15 protein-coding genes are annotated in these 13,304 nt (G+C 71.0%); 6 read left to right on the forward strand and 9 right to left on the reverse strand.

Features of this window, described 5'->3' with window-relative positions; translation table 11 throughout:
* The first annotated feature begins 101 nt into the window (after positions 1-101).
* Complete coding sequence (locus INQ48_34510; GenBank protein QRF62636.1) at positions 102-914, forward strand: alpha/beta hydrolase; 813 nt, start codon at positions 102-104, stop codon at positions 912-914.
* 22 nt (positions 915-936) lie between these two features.
* Complete coding sequence (locus tag INQ48_34515; GenBank protein QRF63075.1) at positions 937-1,689, forward strand: SDR family oxidoreductase; 753 nt, start codon at positions 937-939, stop codon at positions 1,687-1,689.
* A gap of 16 nt (positions 1,690-1,705) precedes the next feature.
* Here the strand turns inward: INQ48_34515 and INQ48_34520 are convergent, their stop codons facing one another.
* Entirely contained in the window at positions 1,706-2,695 is a 990-nt protein-coding gene (locus INQ48_34520) for a tripartite tricarboxylate transporter substrate binding protein (GenBank protein ID QRF62637.1), read from the reverse strand.
* A 170-nt stretch (positions 2,696-2,865) separates the two neighbouring features.
* On the opposite strand from INQ48_34520, the gene INQ48_34525 reads away from it, so the two are divergent.
* The 3 genes from INQ48_34525 to INQ48_34535 all read left to right on the forward strand — a co-directional run bounded on the left by INQ48_34525 (position 2,866) and on the right by INQ48_34535 (position 5,843).
* Positions 2,866-3,759, forward strand: a complete 894-nt coding sequence (locus INQ48_34525) for an amidohydrolase family protein (GenBank protein QRF62638.1) — start codon at positions 2,866-2,868, stop codon at positions 3,757-3,759.
* Between the two features lie 130 nt (positions 3,760-3,889).
* On the forward strand, positions 3,890-4,708 hold the full coding sequence (locus INQ48_34530; GenBank protein QRF62639.1) for a helix-turn-helix domain-containing protein: 819 nt from the start codon (positions 3,890-3,892) through the stop codon (positions 4,706-4,708).
* Positions 4,709-4,781: 73 nt separating this feature from the next.
* Positions 4,782-5,843, forward strand: a complete 1,062-nt coding sequence (locus INQ48_34535) for a 2-dehydropantoate 2-reductase (GenBank protein QRF62640.1) — start codon at positions 4,782-4,784, stop codon at positions 5,841-5,843.
* Positions 5,844-5,856: 13 nt separating this feature from the next.
* On the opposite strand, the gene INQ48_34540 is transcribed toward INQ48_34535, so the two are convergent.
* From INQ48_34540 to INQ48_34560, 5 genes are all read right to left on the reverse strand, one after another.
* Positions 5,857-6,183: an antibiotic biosynthesis monooxygenase gene (locus tag INQ48_34540; GenBank protein ID QRF62641.1), complete on the reverse strand. Its 327-nt coding sequence runs from the start codon at positions 6,181-6,183 to the stop codon at positions 5,857-5,859.
* Positions 6,180-6,617, reverse strand: a complete 438-nt coding sequence (locus tag INQ48_34545; protein ID QRF62642.1) for a RidA family protein — start codon at positions 6,615-6,617, stop codon at positions 6,180-6,182. Before INQ48_34545 ends, INQ48_34540 begins: the two co-directional genes overlap by 4 nt.
* Positions 6,618-6,817: 200 nt before the next feature.
* On the reverse strand, positions 6,818-7,054 hold the full coding sequence (locus tag INQ48_34550; protein QRF62643.1) for a hypothetical protein: 237 nt from the start codon (positions 7,052-7,054) through the stop codon (positions 6,818-6,820).
* Positions 7,055-7,167: 113 nt separating this feature from the next.
* Positions 7,168-8,052: a zinc ribbon domain-containing protein gene (locus INQ48_34555; protein ID QRF62644.1), complete on the reverse strand. Its 885-nt coding sequence runs from the start codon at positions 8,050-8,052 to the stop codon at positions 7,168-7,170.
* 5 nt (positions 8,053-8,057) lie between these two features.
* The gene (locus tag INQ48_34560) at positions 8,058-8,498 is read right to left on the reverse strand and encodes a hypothetical protein (protein QRF62645.1); all 441 of its coding nucleotides are present in this window, start codon (positions 8,496-8,498) and stop codon (positions 8,058-8,060) included.
* Positions 8,499-8,629: 131 nt separating this feature from the next.
* On the opposite strand from INQ48_34560, the gene INQ48_34565 reads away from it, so the two are divergent.
* Positions 8,630-11,671, forward strand: a complete 3,042-nt coding sequence (locus tag INQ48_34565) for a CHAT domain-containing protein (protein QRF62646.1) — start codon at positions 8,630-8,632, stop codon at positions 11,669-11,671.
* Here the strand turns inward: INQ48_34565 and INQ48_34570 are convergent.
* From INQ48_34570 to INQ48_34580, 3 genes are read right to left on the reverse strand one after another with little or no spacing between them, the layout of a single operon-like run.
* On the reverse strand, positions 11,659-12,477 hold the full coding sequence (locus tag INQ48_34570) for a helix-turn-helix domain-containing protein (protein ID QRF62647.1): 819 nt from the start codon (positions 12,475-12,477) through the stop codon (positions 11,659-11,661). The genes INQ48_34565 and INQ48_34570 overlap by 13 nt on opposite strands.
* Positions 12,474-12,905, reverse strand: a complete 432-nt coding sequence (locus tag INQ48_34575) for a PaaI family thioesterase (protein QRF62648.1) — start codon at positions 12,903-12,905, stop codon at positions 12,474-12,476. Before INQ48_34575 ends, INQ48_34570 begins: the two co-directional genes overlap by 4 nt.
* Positions 12,902-13,282 (reverse strand): nuclear transport factor 2 family protein, encoded by a 381-nt coding sequence (locus INQ48_34580; GenBank protein QRF62649.1) that lies wholly within the window; start codon positions 13,280-13,282, stop codon positions 12,902-12,904. Before INQ48_34580 ends, INQ48_34575 begins: the two co-directional genes overlap by 4 nt.
* Positions 13,283-13,304 lie beyond the last annotated feature (22 nt).

The following is a 13,304-nucleotide window of genomic DNA, read 5'->3' on the forward strand; positions in this document are numbered from 1 at the left end:
CATACAGAGGCAAGGGAGCCAACGCGGCAGCGCCCCTAGATTCAGCGCCATCGGCCGATGCCGACGACCCTCCTCCCCCTGTTCAAGCAAGGAAAGACACCATGACCACGATCTCCCGCCGCCTCGGCGCCACCCTCCTCGCCGGCGCCTTCGGCCTCGCCGCCCTCGCGCCGTTGGCCACCTTCGCGCAGCCCGCGCCTGGCACGCCGGCGCCCAAGCCCACCATCGTGCTGGTGCACGGCGCCTTCGCCGACTCGTCGAGCTGGGACGGCGTGGTGCGCGACCTGCAGAAACGCCACTACCCCGTGATCGCGGCCGCGAACCCGCTGCGCGGTCCGGCCTACGACGCGGCCTCGGTCGCCGCCGTGGTCGATTCGGTGAAGGGGCCCGTGGTGCTCGTGGGCCACTCGTATGGTGGCTCGGTCATCACGGCGGCCGCCAACGGCAAGCCCAACGTGAAGGCGCTGGTCTACGTGGCGGCCTTCGCACCCGAGGCCGGCGAAACCGCGCTCGGCCTCACCGGCCAGTTCCCGGGCAGCACGCTAGGCCCGACGCTGGCGCCGCCGGTGCCGCTGGCCGACGGAGGCAAGGACCTCTACATCGACCAGGGCAAGTTTCCCGCGCAGTTCGCCGCCGACGTGCCGCTGGCCCAGGCGCGCCTGATGGCCGTGGGTCAGCGCCCGATCGCCGAGGCCGCGCTCAACGAAGCGGCGCGGGCGCCGGCCTGGAAGTCGGTGCCTTCGTGGTTCGTCTACGGTGACCGCGACAAGAACATTCCGCCGGCCGCGATGGCTTTCATGGCCGAGCGCGCGCATGCGAAGAAGACGGTGGTGGTCAAGGGCGCCTCGCATGTGGTGATGACCTCGCAGCCCGAGGCGGTCACGCGCGTGATCGTCGAGGCCGCGGGCGGTTGAGAAGGAGCACGCCATGAACGACATGAACGACATAAACATCGAAAAAGGCATTAACGGCGCGAAGACGGCACTGGTGTTCGGCGGGGCACGCGGCATCGGGGCCGCCGCCGTGCAGCGCCTCGCGGCCGACGGCCATGCCGTGGCCTTCACCTACGTGTCGCGCCCCGACAAGGCCAGCGAACTCGTGGCATCGGTGGAATCCGGCGGCGCGCAGGCGCTGGCGATCGAGGCGGACAGCGCAGATCCCGCGGCGATCCGCCACGCCGTGGCGCGCGCGGTCGAGCGCTTCGGCAGCATCGACGTGCTGGTGGTCAACGCCGGCCTGCTGCGCATGGGCACCATCGACACGGTGAGCCTCGAGGACCTCGACCGCATGCTCGACGTGAACGTGCGCGGCGTCTACCTCGCGATCCAGGCCACGCTGCCGCATCTGCGCGACGGCGCGCGCGTCGTCACGATCGGCAGCAACGTGGCGATCCGCACCGGCCTGGCCGGCGCGAGCGTCTACCAGCTGACGAAGACCGCGGTCGCGGGCCTCGTCAAGGGCGTGGCGCTCGACCTCGCGCCGCGCGGCATCACGGTCAACAACGTCCAGCCCGGCCCGACCGACACCGACATGAATGCCGGCGCGATCGACGCGCTGGCCGGCATGAGCCCGCTCAAGCGGGTCGCGCAGCCGCGCGAGATCGCGGGCCTGATCGCCTATCTGGCGAGCGACGAGGCCCGCTACGTGACCGGCGCGAGCTTCACGATCGACGGCGGGCTCACGCTCTGAAGACTACGGCGCGACTTCACTCGAGCTGGATGTCGGCCCGCTTGATCAGCGCATTCCATCGCGCCTCCTCCGCCGCGATGTGCGCGCCGACCTGCGCCGTGGTTGCGGGCCGCGACAGCTCGACGCCGCCCACGGGCTTGACCTTGCCGTAGAAGGCATCGCTGCCCACGACCTTGTTGGCCGCGGCGTTGAGCTTGGCGAGCACATCGGGCGGCGTCTTCTTCGGGCCGACGAGCACGAAGTTGACCGTGGCCTTGAAGCCGGGCATGCCCGACTCCTCCATGGTGGGCAGCTCGGGGTAGGCCGGGTCGCGCTGGCTGGCAGCCAGGCCGAAGGCCTTGAGCTTGCCGGCGCGCACGTAGTCCATGGTGCCGGTCGGCAGGAAGGCGTAGGTCACGCGGTCGCTCATGAGGTCGAGCTGGACCTGGTTGGCGCCCTTGTAGGGCACGTGCAGGGTCTTGACGCCGAGCTCCTTGTTGAACATCTCCGCCATCAGGTGGATCGGCGTCGAGATCCCCGAGGAGCCATAGGAGTACTTCGACGGGTCGGCCTTGAGCAGCGCGACGAACTCCTTGAGCGTGGTGGCCGGCACGTTGGGCGCGGTCACGAGCATGAAGCCGATGGTCAGCACGTCGGACACCGGCGCGAAGTCGCCCACGCCCTGGTAGGGCAGGCTCGCGCGCAGCGAGGGCGCGACCACGGCCGGCAGGTTGGCGAAGAACAGGGTGTAGCCGTCGGGCGCCGCGCGCGACACGTAGCTGCCGGCGATGGTCTGGTTGGCGCCGGGCTTGTTGTCCACCAGCACCGGCGTGTTGAGCGCAAGCGAGAACTCGCTGGCGAAGGCGCGCGCGACGATGTCGGTGGGGCTGCCCGCCACGAACGGGACCACGACGGTCACGGGCTTGGCGGGAAAACCCTGGGCCAGCGCCGCGGCGGGCCCGAGGGCCAGTGCGAGCGATCCGGCCAGCCGTCGAAGGAAGGTCTTGCGCGAAATGAAGGGTGGCATGTCGTCTCCGTTGTTCTGTGATGTCCGCGGCGGGCTTGCCCGGGCCCTGCGCAGAATATCGAGCCCCCCCGCGGCGTGCGCTCGTGGCGGCGCGCGAAAGTTCAACCCATGAAATTCCGCTGCCCACGGTGCGGCCAGGGCGCGGACCGGACGGCTATCGTCGCCACAGCATGACGACACCATCGATACAGCGGCCCTCGTCGCAGCTCCCGCCCGACGCCTGCGACTGCCACACGCACGTCTTCCTCGACGAGCGCGAGTTTCCGTTGCTGCCCGCGCGCCGCTACACGCCGCCGCCGGCATCGATCGAGGCCCTGGCGCAATGGCATGACGCGCTCGGCATCGCTCGCGTGGTGATCGTGCAGCCCAGCGTCTACGGGCTCGACAACGCGGCGACGCTGCAGGCGCTGCGGCAGCTGGGTCCGACGCGGGCACGCGGCGTGGCGGTGATCGACGACGCCACGACCGACGCGCAATTGCAGTCACTGGACGCGGCCGGCGTGCGCGGCGTGCGCGTCAACCTCGAGATCGACCGTGAGGGCGATGCCCGCCGCGCCACCGCGCAGCTTCGGCGCACGGCCGAACGCGTGGCGCCGCTGGGCTGGCATGTGCAGGTCTATGCGAGCCTGCCGCTGCTGGCCGATTGCGCCGCGGCGATCCGCGAACTGCCGGTGCCGGTGGTGCTCGATCACTACGCGGGCGCGCAGGCGGTGGACGGACCCGACACGCCGGCGCTGGCCGCGGTGCTCGCGCTCGTCGAGGAGGGCCGGGCCTTCGTCAAGCTCTCGGCCCCCTACCGCTGCAGCACGATGCCCGGCCATGCCGACATGGAAACGCTGGCGCGCCGCTTCATCGACTGCAACCCCGAACGCATGCTGTGGGGCAGCGACTGGCCGCATCCGCAGCCGGGCGCGGCCGCCTCGGCCACCGAGGTCAGCGCGCCGCACGAGGTCGACAACGCCGGCGTGCTCGCGCAGTTGCGGCAGTGGTCGCCGGACGCGCGGACCTTCGATCGCATCCTTGTGGACAACCCGGCGCGGCTCTATGGCTTCGGCGGCGACTGAGGAGCGAGCCGCGGTGTCTTCGCTGATCGCGCGCATCCCGCGTGTCCCTCCATCGCAGAATGCATGGTTCGCGCCCGCCGCGCCCCTGTCCGGTGGGCCTCCCCCGCATCTGCCCGAGGAAGCACCGACGATGGACACCGACCAGCCGATCATCCAGGACGCATTCGCCGCCACCGCCCCCGAACGCCCCGGCACGCGCAGCCTGGGCCGCGCGATCAAGCTGATGCGCGTGGTCGCGTCGCGGCCGCAATTCGGCTGGCGGCTGTCCGACCTGGCCGTGGCCTGCGAGCTCGACAAGGCGACCGTGCACCGCATGCTGGCCTGCATGGTCGAGGAGCGCCTGGTGACGCAGCGCGCGGCCGACCGGCACTACCTTCCGGGGCCGCTGATGCACGAACTGGGACTGGCGCTGCCCGACCACCTGCTGTTCCAGCGCCGCGCCGAGGCGATGCTCGAAGCCTTCGCGCGCCGCATGCGCGGCATCGCGGTGCTGCTGCTGCGCAGCGGCAACGAGCATGTGTGCAGCGTGCGCCAGGGCCAGCTTCCGCTGACCGGCTCGGTGCTCTATCCGGGTGCGCGCCGGCCGCTGTTCACCACGGCGGGCGGGGTCGCGATCCTGCAAACGCTGGACGCGGCGCAGGCGCGCGCGGTGCTGCTCGACAACGTGGCGCAGGAAGTGGCGCGCTGCGGCTCGGGGCGGCTCGCCGCGCTGCAGCGCATGCGCGAGCGCTCCGACCGGCACGGCTTCGGCGTGAACCTCGGCGACGTGGTGCCCGGCATCCATGCCTTTGCGTCGCCGGTGCGCGGTGCCGATGGCGAGGCCTTCGCCGCGCTGTGCCTGCTCGGCACGCCCGAGCTCTATGGCGAGCAGCACCTGGCGCAGCTGCGCGGCGAACTCGAGGGCGCGGCCGCCGAGCTGGGCACGGAGGCGCGCGGCTTCAATCTCTGAAGCGCGGCGCCCACCCCTTCGGGCGGCTGGCGACGCGCTTCGCGTTTTCAACCGATCGAAGAAGGAGCAACGGATGACGCGGATATGCATCGTGGGCGCGGGGGCCGTGGGCGGCTATGTGGGCGCGCACCTGGCCAGGGCGGGGGTCGATACCACGCTGGTGGACGCCTGGCCCGAACACGTGGAGGCCATGCGGCGCGATGGCCTGCGCGTGAGCGGAATGAACGGCATGGACGGCGCGGGCGCGGTGCATGCGAAGGTGCGCGCGCTGCACGTGGGCGAGGTGGCGCAGCTCGCGCGCGAGGCGGCCTTCGACGTCGCCTTCATCGCCGTGAAGTCCTACGACACGGCCTGGGCCACGCAGCTGATACTGCCGCTGCTGGCGCCCACGGGCTGCGTGGTGTCGCTGCAGAACGGCATCAACGAGGACAGCATCGCGGCCATCGCCGGCTGGGAACGCACGCTGGGCTGCTCGGTGAGCGCGCTGGCGGCGGAGCTGGTGGCGCCGGCCCGCATCGTGCGCAACTCGCCGCTGGGCGACGAGAAGAAATGGGGCATGCGCGTGGGCGAGCTGCACGGGCGCGTAACGCCGCGCGCCGAAGCGATCTCGGCGCTGCTCGCGCATGGCGACACCAGCCGGGTCACGACCAACCTCTGGGGCGAGCGCTGGTCCAAGCTCACGATCAACGCGATGCGCAACGGCGTGTGCGCGCTCACGGGCCTGAGCGGCAAGCAGCGCGACATGAACGAGGTGGCGCGCGAACTCACGATCCGGCTCGGCAGCTCGAGCATCCGCGTGGGCCGCGCGCTGGGCCTCGCGCTCGAGCCGGTGGGCGGGCTCGACCTCGACCTGCTGGCGCGCGCGGAGGAAGACGCCGCGGCGCGCGACGCGATCACGCGCATGATCCTCGAGGTGGCGAACTCGCGCAGCGACGGCCAGCGGCCTTCGATGGGCCAGGACATCCAGAAGGGCCGGCGCACCGAGACCGAGTACATCAACGGCCTGGTGGCGCGGCGCGGCGAGGAGGTCGGGGTGGACGTGCGCTACCACCGGCGCGTGAACGAGATCATCGGGCGCATCGAGCGCGGCGAGCTGGTGCCGAGCCCGGATCTGCTGGCGGACGTCATGGCCTGAGGGGCCGGCCGTTCTATGCCGCGTCGGAGCGCGGCCGTCGCACCAGCACCTCGCTGGCCTCGACGCGGTAGCGCGTCGCATCGACTGCCAGGCCAGGCAAAGCCGCGAGGCCGGCGCGGAATTCCTTCATGTGGGGCGTCTCGAAATGGGCCTGCAGGGCGCCGTCGTCATCCCACAGCTCGCTGAGCCATGCACGCCCCGCCACCTGCGCGTCGAACCCGATGGCGTAGTGGCGGCAGCCCGGCTCCGCGCGCGTGGCGCGTTCGAGCCTCATGCCCAGTTGCCGCAGGCGTTCGGCGGCCCGAGGCTCGACCTCGATATGCCCGATCACCGCGATCATGCGTCGCTCCCTTCGAGCGCGGCGGCATGCGCCACGGCCTCGATCTCGATCAGCCATTCGGGCCGCACCAGGCGCTTGACCACGACGAAGCTGCTGGCCGGCGGCCGCTGCGTGTTCACGAAGCGGTCGCGCACGACGACCACCGAGCGCAAGGCCACCTGGGGCACGCGCTCGTCGCAGAAGTAGTTGAGCTTGACGAGGTCGGCCATCGAGGCGCCGACCGCTTCGAGCGCATGCTGGATGTTGAGGAAGCACTGCTGCAGCTGCGCGGTGAAGTCGCCTTCGCCGACCAGCGTACCATCGGCATCGCGCGCGGCCTGGCCCGACACGTGGATGAGGCGGCCGCCCCGGGACTGCACCACGTGCGAGTAACCCACCGGTGGCGGCAGGGTGGCGGGGTTGTGGAACAGCGTGGAGCTTGGTGCATGGGTCATCGGGAGCGGTCCTTTCAATGGCGGTGGAAACATCGGCCCATCTGGGGGCCGCCACCATTGCAAGGGCTCGAGTGCACTGGAGGTCAAGCACTTTCCGCGCGCCGGAGGCGACGCGGAAAACCCGCCTGGCGCTGCGCCCGCGGCTGGCCGGAATCGACGCAGCCGCAAGGAGACACAGCTGGCGCTGGTCTGGCCGAAGATCAGGCGTCTTTCTTGTCGCCCCCGGCCTTCTCGGCCTTTTCGGCTTTCTCTGGCGTCTTGTGCTCGGCCAGCCCCGGCTCGTGAAGCTTCGGGTTCTTCACCTCCTTCATCAGCTTCTCGCCCTCGGTGTCGCGGCCATCGGTCGGCACCGACTCCTCGCTGCCGACCTCGGGTTCCTCGCGCGGAAGCGGCCCGGTGTTCTCTGCATGTTCGGCGCTGCGGGTGCTGGCTGGCATGGGGACCTCCTTGTGCGGATGAAACCATCAGCCTCGCCAGCGGCCAGGGCGCGGCACGCCATCCTTCGGCGACAGCGCATGCAGGACATTGGCCATGGTCGGCCGGTGCTTCGTTACTTCTTGAGCAAGGTCACGACGCCGGTGACCACCGACACGATCGCCGTCACGATCGGCGTGACCAGCGTGATGAAGTCGCGGATGCGCTCGGTGTACTGGCGCAGCCGCTGCGCCTTGCCTGGCGCCGGCGAACCGTCGGTGAGCGCGCTCGCGAGGCGGTGCGAGAGCCGGTCGATGCCGCGGTTGCGGCGATGGAACACCAGCAGGCCGGTGAAGATGCCGGTGATGTGGCTGAACGCGATGCTCGTCACGTAATAGAGGATCTCGCGCCATTCGCGCGCGCCCCGCGGCATCAGCGGCACGTCGTCGGCATAGGCGATGACGGCCGCCATGCCGAGCACCGACAGCACGGCGATGGCCACGGCCATCAGCAGCTGGTAGGGCAGCCGCACCCTGAACAGCGCGACGAACAGCATGCCCAGGCCCAGCGGCAGGATCACGGACGCCACGCGCAGGTACAGCTCGTTGAGGTCGAGCAGCACGATGGTCACGGCATGCATCGCGACCAGGCACAGCACGGGCAGCACGAGGAACAGCAGCACCGAGCCGATGCCGGGGCGCTGGGGTTGTGCCGGGGTTGGCGGGATCGCGGGCTCGGCCGCTTCCGGTGCCGGGAGCACCGGCGCGGCCGGCGCGGCAGCGGCAGCGGCAGCGGCAGCGGCAGCGGCAGCGGCGCTGCGCGATGCGCTCAGCGCACCCTCGAGTTCCGCGACCCGCCGCGACAGCGCCTCGAGCTCGCGCCGCAGCGGCGCGAAGAAGAACAGGTCGCGCCCGCAATGCCGGCATGCCAGCGCCTGCTCGGCGATGGGCTCGGCACAGTAGGGACAGGCGACGGTGCGCGGCGTATCCGATGCGTCCGGCGAGGTGGCAGCAACGCCCATGCGGCCTACTGCGCCTTGAACTGGATCAACTTGCTGCTGACGCGCCCCTCGGCATCGCCGACCTGCACGCGCAGCTGGTGTTCGCCCGCTGGCACGCGCGCGGCATCGATCGCGATGCCGGTGTCGCTGATGTAGGGCCGCACGCGCTCGGTGAGATCGACCACCGGTTCCTTCATGTACTGCACCTTCACCGTCTTCGGATCGATCACGACGCCGCCGCGCGGCTTGAAGCCGATCCTCAGCGCGACCGCCTCGCGGCCGGCCTCGGTGCTCGGGCTCGCGACCTCGATGCCGGGCCCGCGCGTGAGACCGGCGCGCTTGTTCTCGAGATAGGCCGAAGGCAGCTTCGCCTCGGCATCGGTGATCAGCTCGAGGCTGGAGGCGGCCTGGCAGTACGCCGCGCCGCAGAGCAGGAAGACCAGGGGTGTGAACTTTCCTCTAAACATCGATTGCCTCGCCATTCGCCATTGCCGAAGACGAAAGTCTCGCGCCATCGCCGCGGGCCGCGCGCTACGAAAGCTCGTAGTCGTGCAGCGGCGCCGGCGCCCTTAGCTTCGGGGCATCCACCGCGCGAAAGATGCCATTGCCCAAGTCGCTCCACCGCCTCCTGCTTTCACTGCTCCTGCTGCCGCTGGCCACTGCGGCCGCGCCGCCGTTTCCGCCGCTGGGCCCGGCCTATACGGAAGTCGGCGGCCTCGTCCGCGAATCCGACGCGTTCGACAAAGCCGGCCGCTTTCGCGACAGCGACGAACGGCTTCGCCGCGCGCTGCAGCAATTGCCGCGCGAGCAAGCCGCTTCGCTGTCGATGGAGGCCTTCCTCGCGAAGGACCTGATCCTCGGCCGGCTCGCCGACACCAGCGATGCGCGCGCCGACGATGCCGCGCTGCTGGCCTGGCTCGAACAGCGCGCGGCCTGGCGCGATGCCTTCTGGGGCCGCGAGGCCAATGCGGCGCTGTCGGGCCGCAACGCACTCGCGCTGCAGTTGTGCAAGGTCGGCCGCTGCCGCGAGGCGCTCGCGCTGCAGGAAGAGATTTACCGCCTCACCTTGAAGTCGGCCGGCCCGGCCGCGCGCAACACGCTGGTCGCGCGCCACAATCTCGCGGGCACGCTCGGCGAATCGGGCCGCTATGGCGAGGCGCTGGCGATCGGCGAGGAACTGGCCGCGGCCGCGCAGGCGCAATGGGGCGCCGACGATCCGACAACCCTGCGCATGCGCAATGCGGTGGCGGTGAACCTCAGCGACCTCGGCCGTTTCGCCGAGGCGCTGAAGCTGCACGAGCAGGTCTACGAAGCGCGTCGCCGCGTGCTGGGCGCGCAGGCACCCGACACGCTGAGCTCGCTGGCCAGCCTGTCGGCCACCTACTCGGCGCTGTACCGCCACCGCGAGGCCCTGGCCTATGCGCAGCGCGTGCACGAACTCACGGCCGCCGCCCATGGCGACGCCGATCCGCGCAGCGCGCGAGCCGCGAGCGCCGAGGCCATCGAGCTGCGCCGCATGGGCCGGCTCGGCGCCGCGCACGACAAGGCGCGCATGGCCTGGACGCAGCTCGCGACCGCGCGCGGCGCGGGCCATCCCGACACGCTCTATGCGCTCAACGTCTATGCGAGCGTGCTCGAGGCGCAGGGCCGGCACGAAGAAGCGGCGCAGCGCTCGCGCGAGGCGCTCGACATCCGCGTCGCGCTGATGGGCGAGCAGCATCCGTTGACGCTGGCCGCGGTCCACAGCCTGGGTCGCTCGGTGTTGTCGGCCGGCGATGCGAACGAGGCGCTCGCGCTGTTCGAGCGCGCGCACGAGGGCCGGCGCGCGCTGCTCGGCGACGCGCATCCCGAGACGCTGCTGTCGCTGATCGAGCGCATGGGCGCCGCGCTGGCGGCCGACCGGCTCGACACGGTGAAGCCGCTGATGCTGCGGTTCCAGCGCCACGTGGAGTCGCTGCGCGCACAGCATGGCCTGAGCGTGAAGAGCCGGCGTGCGCTGTTCGAACGCTATGTGGAGGGCTATCGCCACCACGCGCTGGCCAGCGTGCGCGACGGCGAGAACGCGCGGGCCTTCGAGATCGCTGAGCTGTCGAAGGCGCGCACGCTGATCGAGAGCACGGCGCTGCAGCAGGCCAACCGCGGCCGACTGCTGCCCGCGAAGGAGCAGGAGGCGGTCGATCGGCACGAGGCCGAGCTGGCGCGCATCGACCGCAGCCTCGACGAGACCGGCGCGCAGGTCGACCGGCGTCAGACGCTGGAGGCCGAGCGCAACCGCGTGGTGCTGTCCTATGCCGACCTGCAGCGGCGGCTGCGCGCGCAGCATCCGAAGTACGCGCAGCTGTCGCAGCCGCACTTTGCCTCGCTGGCCGATGCGAAGCGCCTGCTGGCGGCCGACAGCGTGTTCGTGAGCTACCTGCTCGATGGCGATCGCGTGATGGCCTTCGTGGTCGATGGCAGCGGGCTGCTGCAGGCTGCCGAGCTCGCACCGCTGCCCGGCCTGGCCGACAGCATCGATGCCTACCGGCGACTCGTGGGCGATGCGCTCGGCGAAGGGCAGGCGGTGTGGCAGCTCGGGCCCGAGCGCTATCGCGTGGCACCGGCCGCGCAGCCGCCTCAGGAAGGCGCTCAACGCGTGAGCGATGCGGCGCCGATCGGGCAATGGCTGTCGAAGCGGCTCATCGCGCCGCTGCAGGCGAGCATCGGCGCGCGGCGGCGGCTGATCGTTTCGCCCGATGGCGCGCTCGCGATGCTGCCGTTCGAGGCGCTGCCGGTCGACGGCGAGCTGCTCGCACAGCGGCACAGCGTGGGCTATGTGCAATCGCTCTCGATGATGGAACTGCTGCAGCGCCGCTCGGCCAGTTACGGCCGCCTGCCACCGCGCAAGGCCATGCTGGCGATCGGCAATCCGGTGTACGAAGGCCAGGCTGGCGCGGCGCAGCCATCGGGCAAACGCGGCGCGGCCGCCGGCGACGATGCGCTGCTGTCGGCCCGCGCCTCGGCCGAGAGCGAGGAAGGCATCGGCGCGGCAGTCGAGGAACTGCGCGAGAACAGCTGGGAGAACTTGCCCGGCACGCAGCGCGAACTCGAGAGCATCGCGCGCGTGTTCCGGCATCGCCAGGTCGACCTGATCAGCGGCACCGACGCGACCGAGCAGAACCTGCAGCGGCTCGACCGCGGCGGCGAGCTCGCCAAATACCGGCACCTGCTGTTCTCGGTGCACGGCTACCTGAGCCCGAGCGTGCCGGCGCTGAGCGCGCTGGTGCTGGGCCAGGTCGACAACCCGCCGTCGGTGGACGGCTATGTCACGGCCGCGGAATGGCCGGGCTACACCTTGCGCAGCGACCTGGTCGTGATGTCGGCCTGCGAGACCGGCATCGGCAAGGTGGTGGCGGGCGACGGCGTGATGGGGCTGCCCTATGCGCTGTACGTGGCGGGCAACGTCAACACGGTGATGACGCTGTGGCCGGTCAGCGACGAGAGCACGGCGCGCTTCATGGAGGCCTTCTTCGCGCGCATCGAGCGCAGGCTGCCGGTGGAGCGCGCGCTGGCGGAAACCAAGCGCGCCTTCGCCGAGGGCGAGTACGGCGAACGCTTGCGCAAGCCCGCCTACTGGGCGCCGTTCGTGCTCTACGGCACCTGAAGCGCGGGCGCCAAGGGCACGTGACGCGCCATCGCCTCGGAGGTGGCGCGATCGCGCGGGAACCACATTTCGACCCGCAGCGAGGCCGGCGTCACGTCCTGCGGCAGCGCGAACACGCTCTGCATGACCTCGAAGGACAGCGCGCCGAACTCGGTGTCGAAGACGAAGCTGAAGTAAGGCACGCCGACCGCGCGGCCGCGCTCGGGCATGCGGCCCGGGTAGCGGCGCTCGAGCGCACGCGCAAGCCATTCGACGCGCGCGGCGAGCGCGGGGCGGCTCCAGGTTTCGGCGCGCAGCTGCGTGAGCAGCGCGGCGGCCGTGGCCTCGGGATCACGGGCACGCGACAGCAGGCCCTGTGGGTGGCCGATGGCCGTGATAATGTCCAGGCCCATGCCGCCGCCGCCGGCCGTGCGCCAGAGCCCGGGCATCACGACCGACGACAGCCAGCGCGCGCCGCGGTTCTGCTCCACCGTTTTCCAGTCGGCATCGAAGGCCAGGCCCGGATGCGGCAGGTGTGCCTCGAGCGTGCGGCGCACGGCCTCGCGCACGAGGCTGGCTTCGGCGCCCTGCGTGTCCTCGTCGGGCTGCGGCAACGCGAAGCCGCATTGCAGCAATGCGGCGTTGCGCACCGACACCGGCACGCCCAGCTCGGCCATCCACGCGAGGATCAGGCCGCGGCTCGGCAGCGCGCGGCCCGACTCGAGAAAGCTGACGTGCCGCTGCGAGACGTCGAGGCGCCCCGCCAGTTCAAGCTGGCTGATGCCATGCTCGAGGCGCGTGCGACGCAGGATCAGCGCGATGCTCACGTGGCCGGCCGCTCGCCCATCGCGGAGATCGTGCCTTGCGCGACGGCCACCAGCTTCTCGCCGCCGTCGGCATCGAGCGCGAAGATCTCGCAGGCACAGACGGCCTGCCGCTTGCCGCCGTGCAGCACGCGGGCGCGCGCGAGCAGCGTGTCGCCCTGCGCGGGGCGCAGATAGTTGATCTTGTACTCGGCGGTGACGACCGCATCGGACAGCGCGCTGCCGCCCGCGAAAGTCAGCGCGTTGTCGGCCAGGTAGCTGAGCACGCCACCATGGGCGAAGCCGTGCTGCTGCTTGAGCTCGGGCCGCAGCGCGAGGCGCAGTTCGGTGAGCACGGGGCTGAAGGCCAGGATCTCGGTGCCCAGCAGCACGCTGAAGGGCTGGGCCTGAAGCACCGCGCGTGCATGGGCCAGTTGCTTGGGCTCGCTCATGGCGCGGGCTTCTTCGGCGCCATCTGCGCGGGGTCGTAGAAGAACTGCTCGGACGCGATGCGCTCGCCCGACCAGCGTTGCCAGGCGATCTCCTCGATGCGGCTGCTGCTGCCGTCGAGCCAGTCGAACTCGAAGAGCCAGCGGATCGCGACATGGTCGCCCTGCACGAAGGCCGGCCGCACGCACTGCGAGCGAACCGCGGAGGCGCGGGCTAGCGTGGCGCGCTCGCGCGCGATGTTGGCGGCCAGGCCCACGCGCGGGGGCGACTGGTTCTCCTGCATGGACGAGTTCTCGGTATAGAACTCGGCGAGGGCTTCGGCGTGGAAGTTGGACTCCACGCGGGCGATGAATTTCTCGAGGGTCTCTGCTGTGGGCATGGGGAGGCTTTCGAATCCGGGA

Source organism: Variovorax paradoxus (assembly GCA_016806145.1).
Taxonomy (GTDB): domain Bacteria; phylum Pseudomonadota; class Gammaproteobacteria; order Burkholderiales; family Burkholderiaceae_C; genus Variovorax.

Bases quoted from the DNA above. Each gene is read 5' to 3' on its own strand.
- INQ48_34510 (QRF62636.1), top strand. From the start codon at position 102: ATGACCACGATCTCCCGCCGCCTCGGCGCCACCCTCCTCGCCGGCGCC.
- INQ48_34515 (QRF63075.1), top strand. From the start codon at position 937: ATGAACGACATAAACATCGAAAAAGGCATTAACGGCGCGAAGACGGCA.
- INQ48_34520 (QRF62637.1), bottom strand. From the start codon at position 2,695: ATGCCACCCTTCATTTCGCGCAAGACCTTCCTTCGACGGCTGGCCGGA.
- INQ48_34525 (QRF62638.1), top strand. From the start codon at position 2,866: ATGACGACACCATCGATACAGCGGCCCTCGTCGCAGCTCCCGCCCGAC.
- INQ48_34530 (QRF62639.1), top strand. From the start codon at position 3,890: ATGGACACCGACCAGCCGATCATCCAGGACGCATTCGCCGCCACCGCC.
- INQ48_34535 (QRF62640.1), top strand. From the start codon at position 4,782: ATGACGCGGATATGCATCGTGGGCGCGGGGGCCGTGGGCGGCTATGTG.
- INQ48_34540 (QRF62641.1), bottom strand. From the start codon at position 6,183: ATGATCGCGGTGATCGGGCATATCGAGGTCGAGCCTCGGGCCGCCGAA.
- INQ48_34545 (QRF62642.1), bottom strand. From the start codon at position 6,617: ATGACCCATGCACCAAGCTCCACGCTGTTCCACAACCCCGCCACCCTG.
- INQ48_34550 (QRF62643.1), bottom strand. From the start codon at position 7,054: ATGCCAGCCAGCACCCGCAGCGCCGAACATGCAGAGAACACCGGGCCG.
- INQ48_34555 (QRF62644.1), bottom strand. From the start codon at position 8,052: ATGGGCGTTGCTGCCACCTCGCCGGACGCATCGGATACGCCGCGCACC.
- INQ48_34560 (QRF62645.1), bottom strand. From the start codon at position 8,498: ATGTTTAGAGGAAAGTTCACACCCCTGGTCTTCCTGCTCTGCGGCGCG.
- INQ48_34565 (QRF62646.1), top strand. From the start codon at position 8,630: ATGCCATTGCCCAAGTCGCTCCACCGCCTCCTGCTTTCACTGCTCCTG.
- INQ48_34575 (QRF62648.1), bottom strand. From the start codon at position 12,905: ATGAGCGAGCCCAAGCAACTGGCCCATGCACGCGCGGTGCTTCAGGCC.
- INQ48_34580 (QRF62649.1), bottom strand. From the start codon at position 13,282: ATGCCCACAGCAGAGACCCTCGAGAAATTCATCGCCCGCGTGGAGTCC.